The 23,553-nt window shown below is 56.1% G+C and carries 23 protein-coding genes; 8 read left to right on the top strand and 15 right to left on the bottom strand.

The genetic code is table 11. The features are described 5' to 3' along the window. Positions 1-538 precede the first annotated feature (538 nt). The 5 genes from FEM01_RS02540 to FEM01_RS02520 form a co-directional block, all read right to left on the bottom strand. Positions 539-3,166: an AAA family ATPase gene (locus FEM01_RS02540; protein WP_138217707.1), complete on the bottom strand. Its 2,628-nt coding sequence runs from the start codon at positions 3,164-3,166 to the stop codon at positions 539-541. Between the two features lie 651 nt (positions 3,167-3,817). After that, complete coding sequence (locus tag FEM01_RS02535; RefSeq protein ID WP_138217706.1) at positions 3,818-4,372, bottom strand: hypothetical protein; 555 nt, start codon at positions 4,370-4,372, stop codon at positions 3,818-3,820. 562 nt (positions 4,373-4,934) lie between these two features. Then, positions 4,935-5,291 carry a hypothetical protein gene (locus FEM01_RS02530; RefSeq protein ID WP_138217705.1) on the bottom strand — a complete coding sequence of 119 codons (357 nt, stop codon included), beginning with the start codon at positions 5,289-5,291 and terminating at the stop codon, positions 4,935-4,937. A 72-nt stretch (positions 5,292-5,363) separates the two neighbouring features. Continuing rightward, positions 5,364-5,774, bottom strand: a complete 411-nt coding sequence (locus FEM01_RS02525; RefSeq protein ID WP_138217704.1) for a DUF6957 family protein — start codon at positions 5,772-5,774, stop codon at positions 5,364-5,366. After that, on the bottom strand, positions 5,771-6,223 hold the full coding sequence (locus tag FEM01_RS02520; protein WP_138217703.1) for a hypothetical protein: 453 nt from the start codon (positions 6,221-6,223) through the stop codon (positions 5,771-5,773). The genes FEM01_RS02525 and FEM01_RS02520 overlap by 4 nt, the downstream gene beginning before the upstream one ends. A gap of 239 nt (positions 6,224-6,462) precedes the next feature. Between FEM01_RS02520 and FEM01_RS24590 the strand changes: the two genes are divergently transcribed. Next, positions 6,463-6,939 (top strand): helix-turn-helix domain-containing protein, encoded by a 477-nt coding sequence (locus tag FEM01_RS24590; RefSeq protein ID WP_119713666.1) that lies wholly within the window; start codon positions 6,463-6,465, stop codon positions 6,937-6,939. Positions 6,940-7,408: 469 nt separating this feature from the next. Here the strand turns inward: FEM01_RS24590 and FEM01_RS02510 are convergent, their stop codons facing one another. From FEM01_RS02510 to FEM01_RS02475, 8 genes are all read right to left on the bottom strand, one after another. Then, the gene (locus FEM01_RS02510) at positions 7,409-8,425 is read right to left on the bottom strand and encodes a TniQ family protein (RefSeq protein ID WP_138217702.1); all 1,017 of its coding nucleotides are present in this window, start codon (positions 8,423-8,425) and stop codon (positions 7,409-7,411) included. Positions 8,426-8,466: 41 nt separating this feature from the next. Continuing rightward, complete coding sequence (locus FEM01_RS02505; RefSeq protein WP_346763670.1) at positions 8,467-9,231, bottom strand: ATP-binding protein; 765 nt, start codon at positions 9,229-9,231, stop codon at positions 8,467-8,469. A gap of 71 nt (positions 9,232-9,302) precedes the next feature. Beyond that, the gene (locus FEM01_RS02500) at positions 9,303-10,229 is read right to left on the bottom strand and encodes a TniB family NTP-binding protein (protein ID WP_171030889.1); all 927 of its coding nucleotides are present in this window, start codon (positions 10,227-10,229) and stop codon (positions 9,303-9,305) included. After that, entirely contained in the window at positions 10,222-12,084 is a 1,863-nt protein-coding gene (locus FEM01_RS02495) for a transposase family protein (protein WP_138217699.1), read from the bottom strand. The genes FEM01_RS02500 and FEM01_RS02495 overlap by 8 nt, the downstream gene beginning before the upstream one ends. 1,160 nt (positions 12,085-13,244) lie before the next feature. Continuing rightward, entirely contained in the window at positions 13,245-13,700 is a 456-nt protein-coding gene (locus FEM01_RS02490; protein ID WP_138217698.1) for a DUF3429 domain-containing protein, read from the bottom strand. 10 nt (positions 13,701-13,710) lie between these two features. Then, positions 13,711-14,271 carry a GTP cyclohydrolase I FolE gene (folE, locus tag FEM01_RS02485; protein ID WP_138217697.1) on the bottom strand — a complete coding sequence of 187 codons (561 nt, stop codon included), beginning with the start codon at positions 14,269-14,271 and terminating at the stop codon, positions 13,711-13,713. Then, a complete protein-coding gene (locus FEM01_RS02480) occupies positions 14,256-14,669 on the bottom strand; it encodes a thiol-disulfide oxidoreductase DCC family protein (RefSeq protein WP_138217696.1) in 414 nt (137 codons plus the stop codon). Before FEM01_RS02480 ends, folE begins: the two co-directional genes overlap by 16 nt. A 113-nt stretch (positions 14,670-14,782) precedes the next feature. Then, complete coding sequence (locus FEM01_RS02475) at positions 14,783-15,391, bottom strand: thymidylate kinase (protein ID WP_138217695.1); 609 nt, start codon at positions 15,389-15,391, stop codon at positions 14,783-14,785. Between the two features lie 281 nt (positions 15,392-15,672). Between FEM01_RS02475 and FEM01_RS02470 the strand changes: the two genes are divergently transcribed. Genes FEM01_RS02470 through FEM01_RS02455 form a run of 4 tightly spaced genes read left to right on the top strand, consistent with a single transcriptional unit; the run spans position 15,673 to position 19,237 of the window. Next, a complete protein-coding gene (locus tag FEM01_RS02470) occupies positions 15,673-16,677 on the top strand; it encodes an NAD-dependent epimerase (RefSeq protein WP_138217694.1) in 1,005 nt (334 codons plus the stop codon). Positions 16,678-16,682: 5 nt separating this feature from the next. Beyond that, positions 16,683-17,417, top strand: a complete 735-nt coding sequence (locus FEM01_RS02465) for a glycosyltransferase family 2 protein (RefSeq protein ID WP_138217693.1) — start codon at positions 16,683-16,685, stop codon at positions 17,415-17,417. Further along, positions 17,414-17,686, top strand: coding sequence for a lipid-A-disaccharide synthase N-terminal domain-containing protein (locus FEM01_RS02460; protein WP_138217692.1), 273 nt, complete (start codon positions 17,414-17,416; stop codon positions 17,684-17,686). The genes FEM01_RS02465 and FEM01_RS02460 overlap by 4 nt, the downstream gene beginning before the upstream one ends. Before the next feature lie 3 nt (positions 17,687-17,689). Continuing rightward, positions 17,690-19,237 (top strand): ArnT family glycosyltransferase, encoded by a 1,548-nt coding sequence (locus FEM01_RS02455; protein ID WP_138217691.1) that lies wholly within the window; start codon positions 17,690-17,692, stop codon positions 19,235-19,237. A gap of 4 nt (positions 19,238-19,241) precedes the next feature. On the opposite strand, the gene FEM01_RS02450 is transcribed toward FEM01_RS02455, so the two are convergent. Continuing rightward, on the bottom strand, positions 19,242-19,754 hold the full coding sequence (locus FEM01_RS02450) for a peroxiredoxin (RefSeq protein ID WP_138217690.1): 513 nt from the start codon (positions 19,752-19,754) through the stop codon (positions 19,242-19,244). A gap of 201 nt (positions 19,755-19,955) precedes the next feature. Here FEM01_RS02450 and FEM01_RS02445 point away from each other — a divergent pair, with 201 nt between their 5' ends. Next, positions 19,956-21,146, top strand: coding sequence for an MFS transporter (locus FEM01_RS02445; RefSeq protein WP_138217689.1), 1,191 nt, complete (start codon positions 19,956-19,958; stop codon positions 21,144-21,146). Between the two features lie 8 nt (positions 21,147-21,154). On the opposite strand, the gene FEM01_RS02440 is transcribed toward FEM01_RS02445, so the two are convergent. After that, positions 21,155-22,036 (bottom strand): LysR family transcriptional regulator, encoded by an 882-nt coding sequence (locus FEM01_RS02440; RefSeq protein WP_138217688.1) that lies wholly within the window; start codon positions 22,034-22,036, stop codon positions 21,155-21,157. A 130-nt stretch (positions 22,037-22,166) separates the two neighbouring features. Between FEM01_RS02440 and FEM01_RS02435 the strand changes: the two genes are divergently transcribed. After that, complete coding sequence (locus FEM01_RS02435) at positions 22,167-22,892, top strand: AzlC family ABC transporter permease (protein ID WP_138217687.1); 726 nt, start codon at positions 22,167-22,169, stop codon at positions 22,890-22,892. Further along, a complete protein-coding gene (locus tag FEM01_RS02430) occupies positions 22,889-23,215 on the top strand; it encodes an AzlD domain-containing protein (protein WP_138217686.1) in 327 nt (108 codons plus the stop codon). Before FEM01_RS02435 ends, FEM01_RS02430 begins: the two co-directional genes overlap by 4 nt. Positions 23,216-23,553 lie beyond the last annotated feature (338 nt).

Raw genomic sequence — 23,553 nt, 5'->3', positions numbered from 1 at the left:
TCGCACCGAGCTAAAGTTTTCAACGAATGAGCCGTTTTATTATTTATGCCACAAAAATGAAACCAAAAAGCTCGTGAATACTGAATTAAACACATTCCTCCCCCTGCATACCAATAATGAGTACCAATTCGACGTTGCATTTTTCTCACACCCACATCTGCAAGAGCAATCCTGCTCGCCCGACTCTGGCACCTATCTTTTAATGATCGAGCGTGAACCAGACGACAATATATTCCTTACTATCGACGGCATGAAATTCAGATTCACACCCACTCAGGCCAACGTCCTTGGTTTAAAACTACTGGAGCTAGCAGTTCCATGTAATTTAGAACCACAGACCAGCGAAGGGAGATCTGAGTGCTAGCGTTGGCTCAGCGCGAACTCGACAATGTCAGTAAAGCCTACTCAGGGACTCAATCCTGTTTTTGAGTACTCATCAAAGTCAAAGTAGGATTTAAAGAGCTCTCACCACCTCTGTTCTGAGCCAACACTCTAGCGGTAGGGCCACCCCACAGGGTGCCCCTACCAGGCCCCTGTCCTAGCCGTTCCTCAACGCTTCAAGACCGTTATCCATTGCCGAAGCTGCAGCCACAATTACACTCACGGTTGCTCGGTCAAACTCATGGTCTTGCTGTGAGTCGTGCGTCCCAGTGTTTAGGTAGCCCCACTCAATAGATGCTCCATTCACTCGGAGCAATGCATCAAGCCCAGAGAGTATGTCCTCGACGCCCTGGGAAGGGTTTTGAATCCGACCTAACCCACTTCGAAGCTTCAGGCACTTGTTGTTCAGCTCCCACTTGGCTCGTGGGCCGGCTAGCTTCAACTCAAGTCGACCATCTTGACGCCTTCCGAACCACGTCCATGCTCGATCAGTCAGGCTCTCGATCGCTGCTCGTGAGTGACGCAGCGCATCCCGCTTCTCTTCGGCCTCCAGTGAGGCTTGTGCCAACAGGACATAGTTCTTGGTTGGTGGATCAGTATCGATGCGAAGGTGATGCTCACCATGGTGAGGAAGAAAGCGGTATCGACGTATCTGTGCAGCTCGCTGGGCACCAATCTCCTGCTGGATTCGATGCAGGAACTCTTCGGCATGTGAGGTGAGGATGACCTGCTTGGCATCGAGTAAACCGCTCTCAAAAAACGTTCTCCAGATGCCATCCCGATGCTCATCATCAATGGCATTCACGACGTCGTCGAAGATCACTACTGGGCAGTTTTCGGCCAGATTCTTGGCCAGCAGTATTGCTAGGCCCAGACACCGGATATGACCCTCGCTCAAAATCATCAATGCATCAAAGCGCTGACCTGGCTGGCCTACAAACTCAATTTCAATTTTTCCGTTCTCGGCAAGCGGCAACCTGAGAGCATGGATTTGAGCAGGTGGAGGATCCTCACGGTTGAATAGGTTGTACAGATCGCGAGCGCTATCACCTAGCCCCTGCAGAAGCTGAGCTGGCAATGCTGTGAGGTAGGCCTGCAGTTGCGGTAGGTATCCATCATAGGCGGCCTTGATCCGCCTATTGTGTTCAAGAGTCAGCGCTTCACGGGCGACCTCTTCGATCAGTTGCTGATTGTCAGCTTCGAACTGGGCAATCGTTGCCTGAGCCTGCGTGAAAACAGCGAGAGCTTGGGATCGAAGAAATTTGCATCGCTCAATCTCGGTCTTGAACCCATCAAGCCTCATCCTCTCCTGGGACAGAGTTTGCCTTTGCTCAGTGATTTGACGAGTAGCGGCATCAGCCTGCTCAACGCGATTGACTAGCGCCAAGAGAGCCAGCCATGCCCTGTCATTCGCATCCACCCATGGTTGAAACCAGTTGCCTGTAGCCGCCGGCGGAAGCTCTGGCAATTGCGCAGCTTGAAGCTCGTTAGCGCACACCTGTGCTACGGCATCAGATGCACGACGCATTTCATCATACAGGGAGCGGAACGACTCATTAAAGCGGTTGGCTGCCGTTTCTGATTGCTGCTGCAACACCTTGAGCTCAGCCAATTGCGCTAACCCTGCACGTGCACGCTCGAATGGGTTTTGGGCAACCTGATCCAGGTGAGTACCACACGCTGGACATGATGTTGCGTTATCTGCCAGCTGAAGGAGCGCTTCATACAGGTTCGAATATGAGACCTCACCAGCCCGGGCAGTCAGTGCCTGCTGCGCGGCTTGGCTTGCCGCATAAGTCTCATAGGCCTCTCTCCGCATTTCCTGCAGAGAGGCTGCTGTACACCCATGTATCGCGGGCACAGGCGATTCTAAGACGCCTTGGAGATATGCCAGGCGCCCCGGCGCCTCTTGTGTCCCCAGAATCCAGTTGACGCATGCTTCATAGGTACTGCCCTGATGGATTCGTGCGGCTAGAGCCTCTTCTTCCTGGGCTAGACCGGCAACACGCTGCTCGTAGGTATCAATCAATTGCTGCGATGCTGCAACCTGGTTACGCCTCCCCTCAAGCTGCAAAGCTCTGACACTAGCGATGCTCAGGTTCTCATCAAGCGTGGCGTTGAAACCACGGACAAACTCGCTGAACTGATCAACACCAAATAACGTCGCGATGAGCTGACGCTGGTCACCTGGCGTTCGGGCAGCTATCCGGCCGAAGTCATCGAGCCGGTTTTTCTCCACGAAGCAGAACCGATAGTCTTTCTCGCTCGCCTGGATCTGGGAAATGTTCCCGGCGTTGACTGAACCAAGCAGCCGTGGGACTTCATGGCGTCGAAGCCGTGCGTTATCGCAGTACGAGCGATGAGCAAATCGCTTGGCCTCCGCTTCACTGATAGAGCCAAGCATTGCGGTTTCGAGAGCTTCAAAAAAGCTGCTTTTCCCCGTCCCATTCGGGCCATATACCAGCGTTATGTCGTGGCTCAGGTCAAAGACTTCAGGCTGCATGAATCCACGAAACGGGCCTACCTCCAATCGATTCAACCGCAGGTGAGCACGATCGGCCTGCGCAGGTTGAGCGGCCTCTGGCAAGTGTGGAACTGTGTTTGCCAAATGCTGGAGCGCAATCGGTGCCAGTCGACTGGAACGTGCCCGCCTCTGAGCACCAACCTCGGCCAAACTCTCCAAATTGGCCATGATCAAATTCGCCATCCGGCGCACATCGTCGTGCACAGGCTGACCCGCCAGGTAGATCAAGAATCGCTGATACTCCGCTTGTAGGCTCGACATGACAGCTCCATCTGTTGACCAATCATCGTTCCGCTACCTCTTTTGGGTAGTCGAACATGGAGCGTAGATCGAAAACGCCATGGTGGCCTTGTGACACATATGCAAGTGAAGCCGACTCTGTATCTTCCCATTTCCGCCCCCAATGACTAGGACAGGGCACGCAGGAAAGGAGCACGTTGACCAACACTCGGCAGCTGTTGAAAGCCCGGATTCACGGCACAGAGAAAATCCGAAAAATTTCGCCCGATAACCTGGTTGAGCTAAGCAATATCCCTCGTGAACCACGGCTTCCACGGAACTAGAAATCAGAAAATAAATCCGCAGAAAGCCTCGCTTCGAGCCTGGAGCAGGCGATCTTAGCGGCTCGGGTCACGATTTCAGCTCCTGCGAGAACCATTTCTCAGCACTGTAACAGCGAACGTGACCAGTGCTTGAACCTCAGATAAGGACGGGGCTGCGGCAGCACCAAGGTTGCCAACGAAGATTAGGACTATGAGCCCGAACGTATGCGGCAAGCGGAGCGCGCAGGCCGCTCCGGCCGAAGGCGTGCAGGATGGAAGCCCGGAGGGCCGAGACCTGCAAAAGCAGGGCTCGGTTTACGACAGCCTGTCCGCGGAGCGGCACGCCCAGACTTCAGCCCCTAGGAATTTATTACTTATGGAGCTTGCTAAACCGCTCGATTACGACACTTGGCGCAACACTCGGCCAAGATTCTAGATTTCCGGACTTGCGCCAGAAGTTTATGATGCACCAGGCAAAGAACAACGCAGGCACTGCACCGCCGAGCATTGAATAGCTGTGCAGAATCGATATAACTTCTGACTGTCGGTGATGCGCCAAAACGGGCAGGAGCGCAAGAACAAATACAGCCACATACGCCACAGCGAACCAGATCGCTCCGTAAAACATCATATACACAGGAGTCGCCAGACGAAGCTTGGTGAGACTGCGAATTCGTCCGCCTTCCTCTTTGAACGCATAGACCACGCCAGTATTTTTTAACTTGTTCCTAGACTTTTTGTAAACACAATAAAAATCGTAGTGCTTACCCGCTTCGATCTCTTCGTAGAGCTTGATCGGGATGTCAGTGTTTGGAATGAGAACACCATCCATCTTCATGATTACCCGAACGCTTCCTTCTTTATGCTCAAAAACTCGAATGTCCTCGAGTTTTCCCGAAACCTTGATGTAATCAGCGATTGCCACGATATAACTCCTGTCAAGAAAACACCCAAAGCCTGGCGATAGGCAAAGGGAGACCGCAAGCAGCTCCGACCTGAAGCCACTTTTTTGAAATTTGGATTTAGTGAGTAACTCCGCGAAGCGGCACTCTCAAAAACGATGTGCCAGCCTACACCACTGTTTTCGAACCACTTCCATCGTGCACGGGACACAAGGTACGAACCCACCTACCGGGCACTTGCCTACCCGGCGCTCCACAATCCTCACAGGTTCGCAGAGACAGCTGAGCAGCAATACTCACCGCACCATAGCAGTAGTCATCGCCCCCGTCGTAGAAGAAATGGAGCTCGCCGAATTTGGACTTGATCTGCACAATCGTCACCGGCACCATGCCTGGATGCCGATCCGAGTGCTCCTGCAGCGTGTCGCACAGCGCCAAGAGAATCCCTCTCCATCCTCGACTGCAGTAGATATCGTCCACACCAGGATCAGAGAACAACCGTGGATACCGGGCCCTGAATTCATCGATTGAAATCTCTGGTAGCGCAGCTGACAGCACCATAATTCTCACCTAGCTAGAAGAGTCTCAAGCCACAGCCATTTGCAGGAAATCCCGCAGGGAGTTCCGACCGCCCTCTCGACGAAACGCAGCCATCACATAGCGGCTACCCTCCACAGTGGTCAGCACCCAAAACCGCCCCTCCTTCTCCAGCCGATCGACCTTTGCCGTCTGAACGACACGACCATCAGCATAACGCCCTGCAGGGTCGTCACCTTCAAACCCAAACACCACACCTCCACCTGCCCGAGATATGATGAAAGCATCTGTTAGGTAGGCGGTAACAGGCACATCGAACCCCTGCTCCATCGCCCGGGCGATTCGCCGCAGATCGAAGTCAGTGTGCCGCTTGCTGAGAAATTCGAGCTTGATGGATTTGGCCATTGAGTGTCCCTACAACCTGAATGCTTCACACGTCGCTGCGTAAGGAGCACTCCAGACGCAGTGCCGCGATGCTTAAAAGAAAGAGAAGATGGTTTTGAGGCTGGCCTTCTGACGACGGCCAGGGCCTAGCAGCACGTAGACAGTGTTCCTCGTCGAGGCGAAAACCCCATCCACGAATGAAGCACACATCGTCGACCGAACCCAGCCACCAGGTGGGAAACGACCCTCACTGTCGTCAACAACGCAGTGGGCGAATACGATAAGAGGCACCAGGCCTACAGCCTTTACCTTGGCCAATTCATCTTCGTTCAGGTCAGGCTCGAACAGCGTCCATTCTTCGACGATGCAGTACGACCTACGTGGGAAACGCTCGACAACCAGAGCACGAGCAGCTTCAACAGACAGCTCAAGGCCCGCGGCCGGGACACAGTTATCTGATAGGAGCTCGCTCTCGACTAAGCTTTCGAGCTTACCTTCGCTCATTGCAAGCTCCTCTTCGCGCTTAGGGCGTCGTACAAAACCCGCATCTTGGTGAGCGACGCTACATCCAGATTCGTACGGTACGAATCGTGGTAAACAGAACCACCGTCAACCGTAAGGACGCAGACGCTGTCACCATCCTGGTCATCTCCGATCGCCAGGCTCTTCACCTTCTCCATCCGCCACGCACCGCTACCATTCATGTTCGCTGGGGTGACAACCTGGATCTCTTTGACGAAAACCTCCTCATCCTGGGACTGGAGGACTTGCTGCAATTTCAGCTCGTCATTGACCATGAGCTCAAACTCATGACCCTTGCCCTGCCCGACCATCACTACCGAGAGATGGAACCAGTGCTTTCGGAGCATTCGGGTCACGGCATGCCAATGAGCAAGCCCCTCACCGAACATCCCAGGGAGGCCTGCCATATCATTGTCGTCTGTTCTGAACATCGATCATCTCGGTGAAGCCATCGCCAAGGCGATGCACTGAAATTTCTAGTAACCGGCACCGCCCACGAATCCCGAAGCCGCTCGCCAAAAGCTCAGACAATTTTCATAAATTGGCCTTGGCGGATGCCGACGTAGGCCGCGAGGTGAGGCGATAGGCAGCCAGATTGCATTTTCAGGGAATATATTCCATGGATTGAAATTAATCAATGTGGCTCTATCCTCGGTTTTGAGGAGCCGTCATGCCACTGAGAGAGTCATTAGCCGCAGTCCTACGGCTCGTGAGGATTTCGCGCGGCCTCACCAAAGACGATTTCCAAGGACTGGTTGATCCTAAGCACGTCTACAACATCGAGAACGCGCGAACCTCCGTGACTATCGATACCCTGGAGGCAGTAGCGTCCGTGCTTCAGGTCGATGCCCTCACCCTCCTCACTGTCGCAGCTAGCCTTGATCGCGGCCAGTCTCATGCGTCCCTACTCCAGCACCTAATTGAGCAAGGGAGTGAACTCGATGCGTTGGGCGTAAGACAGAAGTGGCCGACGGAATTCCAAGGGAATCTCCTGGTACCAATGCAGGCGGGCCGAAGGACGCCAATAACGAAGATCAAAGCTATCTTGGCATGCCGAGCACGCGGTATGAATCAAAAGGAAACGGCGCAAGAACTAGGTCTCTCGACCGCGACGGTGAGCCGAAACTGGAACAAGGAAGTGGAGTGATTGATAGCATTGCTAGGAATTGAGGCCGACCCGCGTTATCAGATGGTCGCGTACAGCATTGCCTGGCTCCTCCGTCTAATCAGGACGATTCAAGCCAACCCGCTACAATTTTAGCGCCATGTACTGCTTTCTACTGCTTCAGCCCCTTGCAATCCGCCCTCCCTTTTTCTGTTACTTCTCTATCTACAGGAAACGGCCTGCTTTTAAGTCAAGCAACTGGGAGAACAGGATCGGACTAGGACATTGACGGCGAAAAGCTGAAGCGCTATCGGGTCGCCAGGCCTTTGGATGCTCGGTCGTCCGCCGTAGGGTGGTTGGTCGGCAATGGCAAGCGGAGCGCGCAGGCCGTAGACGGGAAGATGGAAGCCCGACAGGGCCGAGACGACGCGGGTACCGCAAAGGCTCGGTTCACGACAGCTGTCCGCGAAGCTGCCCGCCCAGCTAACCACCGGAATTGCAGGCAAATACTTCACCCAATTGCCCAAGCAATCTCATAGTATTCCTGCTCAGTAAGCTCACGGACTGCCTCTTCTCGAATCGCAGCCAATGTTTCGGCTGAAAAACATCTACGCCCAGCACTGGCAACAGCCTCCGCACTAGCAGGAAATACGGTCGATCGCGAATATGTGTAGCTTTGAATCAGTCCCGCTTCCTTTTCAGAGATAACCCCATACCCGATCCCAAGCATCCAAAAAGCCACCGCTACATGAACGATCTCTACCCTTTCGAATATCTTCTGAACGCCTAACCCAGTACGCGGTGCTGCAGACAGCCCTCCACCACGCAGCGGCCGAATATATTGCCTCGCAAACCCATTTACATTTTGCCGATACGCGTCGTCCCACAGCCAGAAATAGATAAGGAAGCGAGCCGCCTTAAGCGACAACCGAGGCTCCAACCCAAGGCTTACGACTTCTGAATACCAACGCTGCGTCCTAGCAGCCAAATGGAGCAAAATCCTGTTCTTTTGCGGGGCTGTCGATGCAAAGGATTGCGTAATGGCAAAGTCCGTTTGCAAACGAGCAGTAGGGCTTTTCACGTACTCTTGAAAAGCTAGCCAAGGCTTGTTGATCGCGTTGAACCGCGGCTCCTCTAATCTCCTCAGCAACACAGGATGGTCATGCAGCAGGCAAACACAGACAGCCTGAACGCGCCAAGACCGTCGCCACCCTGGCGCACGATCTGCTGCGATGTCCTCCTGTAGACACCTAGGGCAGTATACGTTGCTCGTTTTGAAAAGAAGCAGCTGCGCGTCAGGAAGCACAAACGCGTCCCGAATCCCTCCCCGAAGCTCTTCAGCGAAGCATGAAACGAAACCCGGACTTGCGTAGAGAGCGTCATGATCGCCTTGAACATCAGGAGCAAATTTCTTGATGCACTCTAACATGAGTTCTTGATCAAGAAATTGCTGATCCGCAACACGATGCAACCACGACGAAAATGTTTCATCGTAGAACGGCTTAGGCAATCCTGAAAACACGGTCATAAATTCACACCATGTATTGCTTAGCAAAAGAATCGAAGACCTTAAGAACCTTCATAAGGCCCAACAGCTTGCTCGGCGGAACGCATACTCAGGTAAGTAAATGTCGTTCCGACCAATCCTCCCGTAGCATTGTGAATTTCCTTAACTACTGCCTTCGACGGCAGATCGGGCCCAATGTATCGCCTCCAGACGTCGCAAACAAAATCAGTATATTCAAGCCCCAATGGCATAGGGTTGAGTTCAACAGATCTAGGGCGGGAGTCAGAAAAATAACTACAATATTTCTCAATCGCCTCAGATTCACCCGCAACCACTATTCGACAACCAACTGCCAAATTCAAAAGCAAAGAAATCGCATCAAAATTAGCTTGTATCACAGGCCGCGTAAAATACATGAACCGTTCAACATCATGAATTATTATAAACATATATCTGCGCAGCGCTAAGACATATTCATAGACGCCACCCAAAAAATTAAACGAATCATATTTTCTAGCATTTGGAAGCCTCAACTCTTCGACGAGCTGAGCCAGAATTAATCGTTCATCCGCGTCCGTATCATCCCTAAGCGAAAGCACACGCTGACTGTTTCGGCGTAGCTGCTTTTCAAGCTGAAAAAGCAGCGTAGTCATTCCCGAACCCGACGCGCCTGAAATACATAAAATCCGGGACTCTAGACCCTCCGTTGATACCCATTGATAACAAGATTCTAAACTTTCTTGATTGCCGCTACTCTTGAGCCATCGAAAACGAGGCCAGGTCGGAGGTAAGCACTTCAACAACGGTTGTGGCTGTCCTTCCTGCATAGCTATACACCTCAAAATTTCGACAATCTATATTAAAAAACACCGCAACAACTAGAAAAAAATGATCCATATCACTTCGAAAACTGGCTCGCACTCCACTCATTATATTTATCAAGATCAACACCTACACCACTCATCTCTTGATAGGTCTCTACGAGATCCGCTTCATCAATACACTCCTTTTCATTTAGTACTGAACGGCGGCACGCTGAATTAAACAAATAGAGCGCAGATCGCAAATTTACCAATGAAACCTTCCCTGACGCCTCCTGATTCAAATAAACCAGCGTCATTAGAAAATGGTCACTATTTACGATAGAAATTCCTTTCAGTGGTTTTTCACGAATGTATGCCTTGAGAAACGCTGCAAACTCCGCATTTAATTGCCAAGGCTTGAGCCTTATGCAAAAATTCGCAAACCTAGTTCCAAGAGACTTTATATTCTTGACTGTATCAAGAAAATCCTCAACGCCAACTAGAACGATATTCAAGCCCCAGCGAGGGCCTGCTATCCCTTTGATCGAAAGAAGATTCGTTTTCCAACGCCGAACATTAACCGCTTCTTCCGTCTCACCAAATTCATCAATTACGACAGCTAAGATATTGAATTCACGAATCGCTCGCTGTGCTTGTGCTACTGTTCTAACAGCCCGTCCGCATCTGATAGCAATTTCCTCGATCAATCTTTTTTGCACATTCAGCTGATCGGTATCTTCAGACATGTCTACGTAGACTATACGACCAGGCCATGAGCTACCAGGCGCCCAGCTTTCATCAGTCAACTGCTTGACAAGCGATGTCTTCCCAGCTCCGAAATCACCAATCAACATCATGCCGGGGTTGTACACGGATCGAGGAATAGTCATCATTGACTTTATCGCCTTTTTTGCGCGCACCGCAGCCGGGTAGTCCACCCAAGAATCGCGCATGCACGACGCTGCACGCTCCTTGCGAGGAAGATCAAGCAGCTGAAAGGCAGCAGGACTCAGATCATTCATCACTATCATCCTCAGGGACAAAAATTGTCACGTCAGCAAAGCGATTGGTCTCAGGGGCACGTTGTGCTTTCTTGCCGCTAGGCTTATCGTAAGTTGGCAAGCTACCTGAGCGCTCAGCTTGCTTAACGCTCTCTTGTGCCTTACGCAGAACCTTACCCTCAGCCTTGCCTAGGGCCATCAACTCTTGTTGTTCATTGCTTGCAGCATGCCCCGCAGCAGTCTTCTCACCGGCTTTGCCGCCAGAACGTTTTCTGGCTTGCTGTTCCATTTGAGTACGCGGCACCAGGCTCCTTTTTTGCGCCAGAACGATATGCCATTCATCTTTGTTCCGCACATATAGATGATGAAGATCCAAAGGGTTACGCCTAACAGAAACTTTTACTTTTCGGTTGATAAGATGCCTGCATGGCCCATGATCATACATGACACCCTTGTACTTTATGCCAGCAGGCAGCACAAAGACGCGACCACCTGGCAACATATTAATTAAAAACGACTCAGCATCGAGCATCAACGGTGGCAATCTCATGCCAACTTCTTGCGAGTTAAAATACCGATCCCATCGCATGTTAGGGCTAAGACCATCAACGCCACTCGTCGTGTCGTTAAGAGCGATAATTTCGAGAAATACTAACTGTGTTAGCCGCTCTAATGTGTACACCGCCTTTTTTTCAGGGTTGAAATATTTATCATGCCTAGGCGCTGACCCCGTACTTCCCTCAAGACGCTGGATGAAATTCTTATTGAGCAGCTTGATTTCATTCTCCACCCCTCCACCTTGCTGAGGCCTATCTCTAAAAGAAGCCTTTATGCCAAACTTATGGCAAGTGGACTTCACAGCTTTATTATCATGCTCCGGCCCTCCATCCATCAGAACTTCTACAAATTTTCCGTACATTATCCAATGGCTGTTCTTTAGACCATAGTCAGCCAACAACTTTTTCTTGGGAAGAAACGCCTGATACATCGTCGCAGCGATGGTTGCACTATTAGGAGGAACAAACGAGATGGTGCATGCCAGATGCCCACCGGAATAGTCATCTCTCATAGCTGTCAAAAACGGTCTCCCCAATTCTTTTCCCGTTTCAGAATCAATCACAATGCAATCAACGGGACTCGAATCAATTTGGGTACGCCTCAGCGGCGCCTCTGGCATATAAGAGCTCGGGAACGCACCATACTTTTTGCTGACGTATTCAGGCCCGAACTTTTTCAAGTCCCGCTCGCGAGGATCTATCGAGAGAAAGAGGCGATGTCCTGTGCTTCTCGAAAATGGCTTTATCCCATCGTTGTGACACAATGTCAGAAAACGCGTGTAGACGGCAGCCTCATATGCACCTTCATTATTGTACGCTTGTTCATAAGCGCGCATGAAGATCGGATCCAACTCAGAATCATGCGTCGGTGTTCCAGATTTTTTTCCAGGCTTACGCGGCACCACCGATTGCCATCTAGGGTCTTTAGCGTATCGCTTCAGTACGTCCTTGAATGCTGTAGGTTGTAGCCCCATTTTTTCTCTTGCAGCCTCCCTGGATAGCCCCGCTTCCATTTCTTTGATGATTTCTTCGCGCCTTTGGCCCTCTGCTTCTTGCTCAGGCGTAAAGCGCTCTGCGCTGACAAACTTTTCCAGCAATGGTAACGTGCGGAGATTTTCCGCATCATGTAGTAACGCCTGATGCATTGGGCCAAATGTACCAGGATCAATCTTGAGCGGAACATTGCTTTCGACGACTCGATCAGTGCCGGTGCTGCCCTTTAGGAAAATCTTGTCTCCGCTCGCCGAAGATTCGATCACAACGTAAGGCTGTGTAGGATCGTCTGGCAGACTTACGATTTCCCCATCGCTAAATTTCATTCAACGCCTCTCCCCCGCGATTTCCATACAATACTTTTGGAGTAACAACGTAGCCGCCTCATGACAAGCGATACGCTTGGCGGTTCCAACCCCACTATTAAGAGAAAGCAACGCACTTTCATGACCACAAAACAATAAGACACGTACGGGGCCCCGAGAGTCTCTGCTGCTGATATCGCAATCGCCAACTCCCGGATGAAGTCCATCCGAAATTGCAAAGCAGTGTGACTTGCATAATTCACCACATACAATGTAATTTCATCTTCAAAACTTAGGTTATAAGCTTTGGCGTTGTCATTGAGTAACGCATAACGCCGATTCGCTTGCAGTACTTTTGACCGCAGCGCCTGAGCCGCTTCAACCGGGGTAAGCAGGGTTAGGCCATCCCGTGAAACCCTCCTCACGGCGCCATCGCTCCAGCGCTGCAGTCGGACACGATCAGCGCTGTTCAAGCCCCCCCTGACGAGGTAAAGCTCTGAGTCCTTGTCTTGTGTTACTAAGGCACCTACATGAAGCATGGTGTTCACCATGATCGAGATATCGATCACTATGGTGTAGCACCGGATCGGATGTGGCGGAGAGGTCGGCGATAAAAGGCTGGTTTTGTACGTATATCACCGGCTTTTCAACATTGCAAAGCCGGTGATATACGATCATCAAAAAATAGAAGTGTTTACAATCAAGGGGTTATGGATAATTCGGGGAAGATAGAAAAGTTACAGTCGATCTCGCGACTTCGGAATTTCGGAACCTTTCCTATGAGACTCGCAAGCACTTGGAGTTTTTTAGCGAAAATTTAGAACAGCCTCGCCCGAAAATGCTCAATTTCGAAATTCTTTCTCCACATGGCCAACCTTCAGCACTCGATCCTTGCGCTTTCAATCCAACTACAATGGATCTACACCCATTCCATCGCTAGCGTGACCAGTGAACCCTATGGTTTCTCCTGGTGCCCAGATGCCCATTTCACCTCCCGGGTTTCGGAATCCAACGGATTGCCTGACTCAGATCAAAACCGAGCATCAGCAGCGGCTGCCCCAAGGGCGGATTCTGGCAAGGGAGGTATGCGCCAGCGAATAGACTGCTAGGGTTTTGCAGGCTAAATCACACTCGAGCTGCCGGCACCATCTCGATCACTGCGCAGCGCCCCTAGGCACACCTCACCTATCGATGAATACCACCACTGCGCTCAGCAGCAAGCAAACGCTCGCGACGACGGTCAGGTGCGCGCGCATCGAGGGGTACCATCCTGGCACGCTTTCGAGCAGCTTCCGGTCTTGCTTGAGATGGCTGACAAACCCCAGCACCAACGTCACATATGCCCAAGGAGCCGGTAGCAACAGACTTACCCAACCGATGAGCGCCGGCACTACGCTCCACCGCAGCCGGTCCCGACGTTCCTCGGCGGCCAAGCCCTCCAGCGCCATGGCAAAAGCCCAATGCAAAGCGCCGACGAAGCTCAATATCACGGCGCCATAGCTGATCAGCATGAGCGATGCAAAAGCTCGACCGTCCTGGTAAAAAAAGATGAGCGCTGTGCACCCCAGGAACGGTAACAAACCCGCGTAGCCCAACAGTGCGAAACGGGCTGCGGGCAACGTCGAAATAGCCGTCATTGGAAGCTCCTCAAGGGTGCCGCCCGATAAGACTGAGGAATTCGTGCCGGGTCGTCGGCGATTCGCGAAACTCACCGAGCATGACCGACGAAATCATCAGCGAGTTCTGCTTCTCTACCCCACGCATCATCATGCACATGTGCTTGGCCTCGATCACTACGCCCACGCCGGCCGCATGCGTGACTTCCTGCACCGCATAGGCAATTTGCCGGGTCAGGTTTTCCTGTATCTGCAAGCGACGGGCGAACATATCGACCACACGCGCGACCTTTGAAAGCCCCAGTACGCGACCTGTGGGTAGATAGGCCACATGTGCCTTGCCGATGAAGGGCAGCATGTGGTGTTCGCACAGGGAGTACAGCTCGATGTCGCGCACTACGATCATTTCGTCGTTCTGAGTCTCGAACAACGCACCGTTCACGACCTCTTCCAGATTCTGGCCATACCCGTTGCATAAGTACTGCATGGCTTTGGCGGCACGCTGCGGCGTGTCCCTTAGGCCTTCACGCTGGGGGTTCTCACCCACGCCTACCAGGATTTCGTGGTAGTGCTCGGCTAGCGAATGTGACATTTGGACTCCTCACTGCGGCAGCGGTGCGCGCCTTCGGGATGGGGTAACCAGGCCAGGTGCGGCCTCACACGGCAGAAAAATCTGTACAAAATTGAAAGCAGCGGACGTAGTGGACGCCACTTCAATGGCGCGACCCAGTGGCCAAGACCGGCCGCACGCCAACTCCATAATGTAGCGTCCAGGCCTGTCACCCACTCTCCACTTGCGAACCGTCCATGTAACCGAGCGGCGAGTTGATCAAGCGTAAGTCCCAGTGTTTCCGGGGAAAAGTCCTCATGACTGATGTCAACCAGGATGAGCGTATCCGCGGTTGATCGCGTGCGCAGCATCGCAATCTCCCTGGCACACAAGGGGCAGGCGCCGTCGTAGTAAAGCGTCAGGGGCCACTTACAATACATGTACAACTCCAGTTATTTGTACAGGTTTTGTATAAGTTAGCCTAACCCAGGAAATACGCAATAGGCATGAACAGATGCCGGCTCCCCTGCCCCTGCCCCTGCCACGTTACGCGTCAGCGCACGCTGTAGATGGCGGCAACGATATGGCGCGTTGCTGCTTCGAGCGAGCCTTCGTTGCGGCATAGGAACCAGCCGTTGTCGCTGGCGGCCCGCTCGAACGCTTCAGTGCAGGCGGTTTGTTCCTCCAGGCTATGGATCACCGTACTGCCTAACCCACGGCGTCGCGCCGCCGCCCTTGCCCATGACATCTGCGGGGCGGTGACCACTGCGACATGCAGGTCAGGCACTTGTACGCCACGCTCAAGGTTCAAGCGCAGGATGTCGGCAAACGCAATCGAGCGGCGAAAGGCTGCATCAGAGGGATACCAGCGGTCGATCAGGATGATGCTGTCTGCCGGCTGCCGTGCTAGCACATGTTCGCCAATCCAGGCGCGGCTGGCGGCCAGACGTTCACAGACCTTCAACTCCAGTGCCGGCGAAGGGATGCGTGCCACTGCATTGACCAAGGCCATGGTCTCGGCCCTGCCTGGGTCGTGATTGCGCTCGCTGAGGCGCACGACCTTGTGATGGTCGGCGCGCAGGGCGTGGGTCACGGCTTCGAGCAAGGTGGTCTTGCCGACACCTTTGGGGCCGTCCAGGGCAATGAAGAGTGGACGATTCATGTTCGATGTGGGGCCAGGACAGAATTAGCAGGGCGAGCATGATGCACTGAAATTGCGAGAACGGTCGCATTTGCCTGCACAGGGATACATTTGTACTCCTTTGGGAGGGAGGACATTATCAGCCTCGAGCCTTGAGCGGGATGTCCTCCTGCGGTCACAAAGTCTCAACACAACCGTGACATTTTGTTTGGCACCGGCTCAACCAGAAGGCGCATGTGCATGAACGTTACGGCTGTCCCTGCGGGGCATCTTGGCCACTCCCCTGATCAGGCGCAGCGTGCATGCCCATACTGATCACCGGCGCCGCCGGTTTCATAGGCTTCCACCTAGCCCGACGCCTGTGCCAGCAAGGGGTTGAGGTGATCGGTGTCGACAACCTCAACCCCTACTACAGTATCGAACTCAAGCACGCGCGCCTGCGGCAGCTGATGGCGTGGCCGAACTTCAGCTTCCAGCACCTGGACATTACCGACGCACCCGGTCTGATGCAGCTACTTGCCCGTCATCGTTTCAGCGAAGTCGTTCACCTCGCCGCGCAGGCCGGCGTGCGCTACTCGTTGGACAACCCCGGAGCGTATGGCGAGTCGAACCTGGTAGGCTTTCTGAATGTGCTGGAAGCCTGCCGGCACTGTCCTCCCCGGCATCTGGTGTATGCCTCCAGCAGTTCTGTGTACGGCGCCAATGCCAAGTTACCGTTCAGCGAGCAGGATCCGGTCGAGCAGCCGGTCTCGTTTTACGCCGCCAGCAAGCGCGCCAATGAACTGATGGCCCACAGCTACGCGCACCTCTACCGGTTGCCCATGACCGGCCTGCGCTTCTTCACCGTCTATGGCCCGTGGGGCCGCCCTGACATGGCGCTGTTCAAATTCACCCAGGCGATGCTCGAAGGACGGCACATCGAGCTGTACAACCACGGCCGGATGGCGCGCGACTTCACTTACATCGACGACATTGTCGAAAGCCTCCGACGCGTGCTCGACAAGCCGCCGCAACCCCTCGACGGGCAGGCTCCCTGCCAGTTGTTCAACATCGGGCGAGGTGAACCGGTGCGCCTGCTGCACTTCGTCGAACGCCTCGAAACTGCCCTCGGGATCGAGGCCCTGCGCAACTATTTGCCCTTCCAACCAGGCGATGTGCACGAAACCTGGGCCGATGTGACTGCCCTTGCACGCTGGATCGGTTTCTCCCCTTGTACGCCCCTTGAACAGGGCGTGCAGGCCTTCGTCGACTGGTACCGGGACTTCTACCCGGCCCAGTCCAGGCAGCTCCTTCCCGAACTCAGGTAACCTGCATGACCCAACCCCTGGACCTGTCGGTCCTGATACCCGCCAAGAACGAAGTTGAAAACCTGCCGTCGCTGCTGATGGAGATCCGCAGCGCCCTGGCCAATGAGCGCTACGAGGTGCTGGTGGTCGACGACGGTAGCAGCGACCAGACCCTGGCCGTACTGCAGCGCCTGAAGGCCGAAGGCTTCGCCCAACTGCGCATCCTTTGTCACGAGCGCTCGCTGGGCCAGAGCACCTCGATCTGGCACGCCGCCCAGGCTGCCCAGGGCGAATGGCTGGCAACCCTCGATGGCGACGGACAGAACGACCCAGCTGACATCCCCGGCATGCTGGCAGTAGCGCGCGCCAACCAGGGCCGCGTCAAGCTGGTGGCCGGCCACCGCGTCAATCGTCAAGATACAGCCAGCAAACGCTGGGCCTCGCGCCTGGCCAACGGCCTGCGTCGGCGCCTGCTCAAGGACGCCACTCCCGACACCGGTTGCGGCCTGAAACTGATCGAGCGCGCCGCCTTCGTCAGCCTGCCCTACTTCGACCACATGCACCGTTTCATCCCGGCGCTGATCTTGCGCCAGCACGGCGCCATGCTGGTGCATCCGGTCAACCACCGGCCACGTCACGCCGGTACCTCCAAGTACGGCAACCTGGACCGCGCGCTGGTCGGGGTGCTCGACCTGTTCGGGGTCTGGTGGCTGATCCGCCGCAGCCGCCTGGACGTGCGCCCGCAGGAGCTTGAAGGATGACCCGCGAAACCCTCTGGCTGATCGTCGGTTTCACCGGCCAGGCGGTCTTCACCGGCCGCTTCGTACTGCAATGGCTGTACAGCGAGATCAAGCGCCGCAGCGTGATCCCGGTGGGTTTCTGGTACCTGAGTATGCTCGGCAGCGCGTTGCTGCTGGTCTATGCGATCTACCGCCAGGACCCGGTGTTCATCCTCGGCCAGGCCTTCGGCTTCGTGGTCTACCTGCGCAACCTGCAACTGATCGCCCGCTACAAAGAACAGAAGGAATAACCTGTGCCGCGCCTCAAGACCCTCGCGGCCGAACGGCTGCTACTGGTTGTCCTTGCGCTGTTGCTGGTCGGCGCCGGGATCGGCTGGCGCCAGCCGATGAACGTCGATGAAGAGCGTTTTCTGGGCGTCGCCCTTGAAATGCTGCAGGACGGCAACTGGTTCATCCCGCACCGCGCGGCGCAGATCTACGCCGACAAGCCGCCGTTGTTCATGTGGACCGTGGCTGCATTCAGCGCCCTGACCGGTCTGCCAAAAGTCGCCCTGTACCTGCCGGGGCTGCTGTCGGCAGCCACCATCACGCTGGTACTGCACGACCTTGGCAGGCGCCTGTGGAACCGCCGGGTCGGCGTGATTGCGGCGTTGTTGTTCCTGGCCACCTACCAGACCTACAGCATTCTGCGTACCGGGCAGATCGACAGCTTCCTCTGCCTGTGGGTAATGCTTGGCGTTTACGGCATGCTCCGCCATCTGTTGCTCGGCCCTGCGTGGGGTTGGTTCTACCTGGCGTGCGTGGCCATGGGGCTAGGCATCATCAGCAAAGGTGTGGGGTTTGTCCCGGCGCTGCTGCTGTTGCCCTACGCCTGGGGCGTGCACAAAGGCTGGCGTGGGGTGGTGGCGATGCCGGGCCAGGCTGTGCGCTGGAGCTGGGGCTTGGCATGCCTGCTGGCCGGTTGCGCGGTGTGGCTGCTGCCGCTGCTGGTATCGATCGCCCACGGCGGTGGCGCCGCCGAGCTGGCCTATCTCAAGGAAATCCTGCTGCGCCAGACCGCTGGGCGCTACGCCAACGCCTGGGACCACCGTGAGCCCTTCTGGTACTTTTTCACCCAGGTCATCCCCAAATACTGGCTGCCCTTGGTACTGGCCCTGCCTTGGCTGGTCCCTGCCTGGCGGCGCCAGTTGCACAAGCGCGATGGCCGGTTCCTGCTGCTACTGGGCTGGGTGGCGCTGGTACTGCTGTTCTTCAGCTTGAGTAGCGGCAAACGCAAGCTCTATATTTACCCCGCGCTGCCCGGCCTGGTACTGGCCATCGCACCGCTGCTGCCCTGGCTGCTCAAGCGATGGTTCCAGCGACGTCCCAGATGGCGCAAGGTCTTCATGGCGGTAGCGCTGGCATGGTTCTGCCTGTGGTTTGCACGCGGCTTGATCGAGCCGTTCAAGGAAGGCCGTAACCCTCACGAAACCCTCATGGCCGACGCCGCGCATGCATCGCGTGGCGCAGAACTGGTACTGATCCATTGGCGCGAAGGACATTGGCTATTTGCGCGCCAGCCAATCGTGCATTTTGGTTTCGCCAGCACCGCTAGCGTGGAACAGGCAATCTATTGGCTGCGCCAACATCCGCAGACCTTCGCCTTGGTGCCGGCCAGCCACTTGGAGCGCTGCTTTACGCTCGACAAGGCCCGCAAGCTGGGCGGCACCTCGCGGGACGCGTGGTACCTGGTGGGGAGCGCGGCGGACAACAGGCAATGCCAGGCCCGCGCGCCCGAGCAGGTCTATCGCTTTGCCTGGCAGGTACCCAGCCTAGGGCCGCACACAGGATCAATACCTTGAACCGTTACTGTGCTGGCATCTGCAAAAACGCCAGCATACTCTGCGCGTCGCTCACCGCCAGTTGGCCGGGTGCGTCCACCTCTATACGGCGTACCACGCCGTCTTCTGCCAACAGCGCATAGCGTTGCGAGCGCTTGCCCATGCCACGCGCTGTGGCATCCTGGGCGAGCCCCAGGGCATCGGTGAGTTCGGCGTTACCGTCAGACACCATGGCCACCTCGCCTTGATTAGCGAAGGTCTTGCCCCAGGCGTGCATGACGAAGGCATCGTTCACGGCGACGCACAGGATCTCGTCCACGCCGGCCTTGAACAGCGCATGGGCGTGCTCCAGGTAGCCCGGCACGTGACGCTGCGAACAGGTCGGGGTGAACGCTCCCGGCAAGCCGAAGATCACCACGCGCCTGCCCCGGCAGCGCTCGCGCAACGAGAACGCCTGCGGCCCGATCGGGCAACCGCCCTCCCCGTCGCTGAACTGGTAAAGCGTGACATCGGGCAACTGTTCTCCGACCTTGATCATCCGTTTCTCCAAAGATTATTCAGCCAGCGCAGGTTTAGCGGTAACTGCACGGTTGTGCAAGACGAACTGATTGAGAACGAGGTAGGTCCATGACTGTGCCAGTGATCGGCGCTCTAGCGGCCCGTTCAGGGTCGACGCCTGCGCTTGAGATTGTCTAGGATAGGTAGTCAAACGTTTCAGCATGTTTCGCAAAGGATCCCGATGTCAGTCCACGAGTCACCGCCGCCAGCACTTCCTAGCACATCCACCGTCGTCAAAATGGAAGCGGCCATGGCCCTTGGCAGCTTCGCCATCGGCACTGGCGAGTTCGCCATCATGGGCCTGATGCCCGATATCGCCAACAACCTGCACTTGAGCGAGCCCCAGGTAGGCCATGCGATCAGCGCCTATGCGCTCGGCGTGATGGTGGGGGCGCCGAGTCTGGCCATCCTCGGCGCCAAGCTGCTGCGCAAGCACATGTTACTGCTGCTGATGGCGCTGTACGCCATTGGCAACCTGGCCACCGCGTTCGCACCGTCGTTCGCCAGCCTGGTGGCGTTTCGCTTCATCAGCGGCCTGCCGCATGGCGCCTACTTTGGCATCGCCGCGGTGGTGGCTTCGAGCATGGTGGCCAGCAACCATCGCGCCGGGGCCGTGGCGCGGGTAATGATGGGCCTGACCTTGGCCATGTTGCTAGGCAACCCGCTGGCGACCCTGCTTGGCCAGTTTTTCGGTTGGCGCTCGGCATTTGTGCTGGTGGCGCTGATCGCGCTGTGCACCGTGGCCTTGGTGACCCGCTACGTGCCACAACCGGCCGATGAGGTTCGCAGTGATCCACGCAAGGAACTGCGTGCCTTCTCTCTGCCGCAAGTGTGGATGGCCCTGGGCATCGCCTCGATAGGCTTTGCCGGGATGTTCTGTGTGTTCAGCTATCTGGCGCCGACCCTGCTGCACGTGACCCAGGCGTCGCCACAATGGATTCCCTTCGGCCTGGCTGCCTTCGGTGTGGGCGGGATCGTCGGCAATATCGTCGGCGGCAAGTTGTTCGACCGCCTGCAGTTCCGCGCGGTCGGTATCGTGCTGGTGTGGTCGATGGCGGTGCTGCTGCTGTTTCCGCTGGCCGCCCATTCGCTATGGACCCTATTACCAGGCGTTGCCCTGGTCGGCACCATGATCGCCCTGGCCGCACCGTTGCAAATCCGCCTGATGGACATCGCACACGAAGCGCCCAGCCTGGCCGCTGCCTCCAACCACGCCGCATTCAACCTGGCCAACGCCTTGGGCCCCTGGTTCGGCGGCATGGCGATCAGCGCGGGTTTAGGCTGGACCAGCACCGGCTATATCGGCGCACTGGCAGCGCTGGTGGGGTTGGGCATCTACCTGATTGCCCGCCGTATGAAGGGCGGGCACTAACCGGTTCCTCAGGCCTGGGCCAGTTCTGCCAGGCCCTCCTCTACCGCCATCACCGCCCGGTTGCCCCGGGCCGATGGCAATGTCCATGCAGCGATATGCAGCCCTAGGGGCACCGAATGATCGATCGGTGCCACCAGTTCGCCGCTGTTCAGGTAGCGCTGTACCAGGCTCCTGCGCCCAATCAGCACCCCGGCCCCTAGCAATGCCTGCTGCACGGCGCTGGCATATAGCGAAAACCCCGGCCCTCGCGCCACGAAGGCGCTGCCCAACACGTCCTGCGCCCAGACTTCCCAATCGTTCCAGCACACTTCGGCGATGCAGCGCGCATTGGCCAGGTCAGCGGCGCTGTGGATGTCGGCGGCCAACGCCGGCACGCACACCGGAGTCACGGTCTCGGTGGCCAGCGAGCGTTGCCCGCGTTCAAGGCGCTCGGTATAGAACAGGCACAGGTCGAATGGGCTGCGCTTGAGGTTCGGTGGCTCATCGACTGCCGTTACCGAGATTTCGATAGGCGCCAGTTGCGCCGTCAACTGTGGCAGACGTGGGCCAAGCCACAGATGGGCTAAGGCCGGCGAGGTGACGATATGCACGCGCTGCGGCGCTGCCAAGCGACGTAGGGTCCGCGCAGCCTCCTCCACGGCATCGAAAGCCTCGGTGAACTGGGTTTTGACACTTTCGCCCAGCGGCGTTAAGCGCACGCCCTTGGCGTGGCGCTCGAACAGCATGGCGCCGTACTGGCGCTCCAAGGTCTTGACCAGCGCGGCGATGGCCCCTGGGGTCAGCTTGAGTTCATGGGCTGCGCGAGCAAACCCGCCCAGCCGCGCGGAGGCTTCGAAGGCACGCAACGCATTCAGGGGCAGCGCGTGCCGGGTAGGCATATCCAGGGACATATCACGAGGCTCATTTTTTTTAGGCCTAATATTTCAGATTTGTACGGTTGTGACCAGCCGCACGCCGCCTTATTTTGACCATGTGGCCAGGCACTGGCCTGCGCGTTTCAACGATCGCCGAGGAACACACATGGCATACCGCAGCGCAACACACGCATTGGCACAGGGCGCGCGCGATGTGCTGCCGCTCACCACTGGGATCGTCCCGTTTGGCCTGATCACCGGAGTAACCGCGGTCGGCATGGGCATGTCGCCCAGCCAAGCCATGGGCATGACTGTGCTGTTCTATTCCGGCTCTGCCCAACTGGTGGTGATGCAGTTGATGCAGAGTGGTGCATTGCCGGTGACCATGGTGGTCACCGCCCTGGTGATCAACCTGCGGTTCCTGATGTACAGCGCGTCGTTGAGCCCACAGTTCAATCGCCTGGCACGGCGTCACCGTTGGCCGCTGGCCTACGTGCTGTCGGACCAGAGTTTCGCACTGTGGGCGTTGAAGAACGGCGCGGACGGGGCTGGCAACTTCCCCTTCCATTACTACACCGGCACCGCGGTGGTGATGTGGTTTGGCTGGACGCTGGCGGTGTTGGCCGGTGTGCTGCTGGGCACCGGCATTCCCGAATCCTGGTCGCTGGGTTTTGCCATTCCGCTGTCGTTCCTGGCACTGCTGGTGCCGAGCATCCGCAGCTCGGCTACCTTGGGCGCGGCACTTGCCGGCGGCCTGATCGCGGTACTCGCCGCCGCGCTGCCGTTCAACCTGGGCCTGCTGCTGGCCGCGGTAGGCGGCGTGACCACCGGCGTACTGATCGAGCAGTTGCGCGGCCCGTCCGGCGAGCGTGCCACCCAGGAGGCCTCATGAGCGAGTGGTTGCAATGGCTGACCTTCGGGCTGATCGGCTTAGGTACGTTCGCCATACGCCTGTCGTTCATCGAGCTGCATGGCGTATTGCGCCTACCGCCACTGCTGCGTAGGGCGCTGGCCTACGTACCAGCCGCGGTGCTGGCGGCGCTGGTACTACCTGCCGTGGTCCTGCCTGATCGCCACGGCGTCTTCGACTGGAGCAACCCGCAGCTTCCCGCCGCGATTGCCGCCGGGCTGGTGGCCTGGAAGACCCGCAGTACCTTGCTGACGTTGGCAGTTGGAATGGCCGTTCTGCTAACCCTCAAACATTGGGGATGGTAAGCGCAGCACACAATTGTGCTGCGTGCGCTCGCATCGGTCTGGACAACAGCCGATGCGATAACACATCGCCTGACGGATTACCTGAACACTGGCTGTCGACGCACTTTATTTAAATTAAATTACATTTAACATTGTCGAAATTTCATTTTTGCGGCACTTATTAAAATAGTTTCACGCAAACTTTCCGCACGCCCTCACTTAATCGGTTGAACTCCAAGTGGACCACCGTGAAAATAGCTGCCAGCGCCGCACGCAAAGGCTACACGCCACGACCTGCGGGCCACACAGGTATGCGCTGAATATATGCAAGGCGAACACTGCTACTTCACGCAGATTAA

The organism is Pseudomonas mosselii (assembly GCF_005796105.1).
Classification (GTDB): domain Bacteria; phylum Pseudomonadota; class Gammaproteobacteria; order Pseudomonadales; family Pseudomonadaceae; genus Aquipseudomonas; species Aquipseudomonas mosselii_C.
Note: the sequence above shows the minus strand (reverse complement) of the source record. Positions and strands in the feature narration are given on the sequence as shown.

Coding starts and splice junctions, on each gene's coding strand:
- FEM01_RS02540 (WP_138217707.1), bottom strand. CDS start 3,166: ATGTCGAGCCTACAAGCGGAGTATCAGCGATTCTTGATCTACCTGGCG.
- FEM01_RS02530 (WP_138217705.1), bottom strand. CDS start 5,291: ATGGCCAAATCCATCAAGCTCGAATTTCTCAGCAAGCGGCACACTGAC.
- FEM01_RS02525 (WP_138217704.1), bottom strand. CDS start 5,774: ATGAGCGAAGGTAAGCTCGAAAGCTTAGTCGAGAGCGAGCTCCTATCA.
- FEM01_RS02520 (WP_138217703.1), bottom strand. CDS start 6,223: ATGTTCAGAACAGACGACAATGATATGGCAGGCCTCCCTGGGATGTTC.
- FEM01_RS24590 (WP_119713666.1), top strand. CDS start 6,463: ATGCCACTGAGAGAGTCATTAGCCGCAGTCCTACGGCTCGTGAGGATT.
- FEM01_RS02510 (WP_138217702.1), bottom strand. CDS start 8,425: ATGACCGTGTTTTCAGGATTGCCTAAGCCGTTCTACGATGAAACATTT.
- FEM01_RS02505 (WP_346763670.1), bottom strand. CDS start 9,231: ATGCAGGAAGGACAGCCACAACCGTTGTTGAAGTGCTTACCTCCGACC.
- FEM01_RS02500 (WP_171030889.1), bottom strand. CDS start 10,229: ATGAATGATCTGAGTCCTGCTGCCTTTCAGCTGCTTGATCTTCCTCGC.
- FEM01_RS02495 (WP_138217699.1), bottom strand. CDS start 12,084: ATGAAATTTAGCGATGGGGAAATCGTAAGTCTGCCAGACGATCCTACA.
- FEM01_RS02490 (WP_138217698.1), bottom strand. CDS start 13,700: ATGACGGCTATTTCGACGTTGCCCGCAGCCCGTTTCGCACTGTTGGGC.
- folE (WP_138217697.1), bottom strand. CDS start 14,271: ATGTCACATTCGCTAGCCGAGCACTACCACGAAATCCTGGTAGGCGTG.
- FEM01_RS02480 (WP_138217696.1), bottom strand. CDS start 14,669: ATGTATTGTAAGTGGCCCCTGACGCTTTACTACGACGGCGCCTGCCCC.
- FEM01_RS02475 (WP_138217695.1), bottom strand. CDS start 15,391: ATGAATCGTCCACTCTTCATTGCCCTGGACGGCCCCAAAGGTGTCGGC.
- FEM01_RS02470 (WP_138217694.1), top strand. CDS start 15,673: ATGCCCATACTGATCACCGGCGCCGCCGGTTTCATAGGCTTCCACCTA.
- FEM01_RS02465 (WP_138217693.1), top strand. CDS start 16,683: ATGACCCAACCCCTGGACCTGTCGGTCCTGATACCCGCCAAGAACGAA.
- FEM01_RS02460 (WP_138217692.1), top strand. CDS start 17,414: ATGACCCGCGAAACCCTCTGGCTGATCGTCGGTTTCACCGGCCAGGCG.
- FEM01_RS02450 (WP_138217690.1), bottom strand. CDS start 19,754: ATGATCAAGGTCGGAGAACAGTTGCCCGATGTCACGCTTTACCAGTTC.
- FEM01_RS02445 (WP_138217689.1), top strand. CDS start 19,956: ATGTCAGTCCACGAGTCACCGCCGCCAGCACTTCCTAGCACATCCACC.
- FEM01_RS02440 (WP_138217688.1), bottom strand. CDS start 22,036: ATGTCCCTGGATATGCCTACCCGGCACGCGCTGCCCCTGAATGCGTTG.
- FEM01_RS02435 (WP_138217687.1), top strand. CDS start 22,167: ATGGCATACCGCAGCGCAACACACGCATTGGCACAGGGCGCGCGCGAT.
- FEM01_RS02430 (WP_138217686.1), top strand. CDS start 22,889: ATGAGCGAGTGGTTGCAATGGCTGACCTTCGGGCTGATCGGCTTAGGT.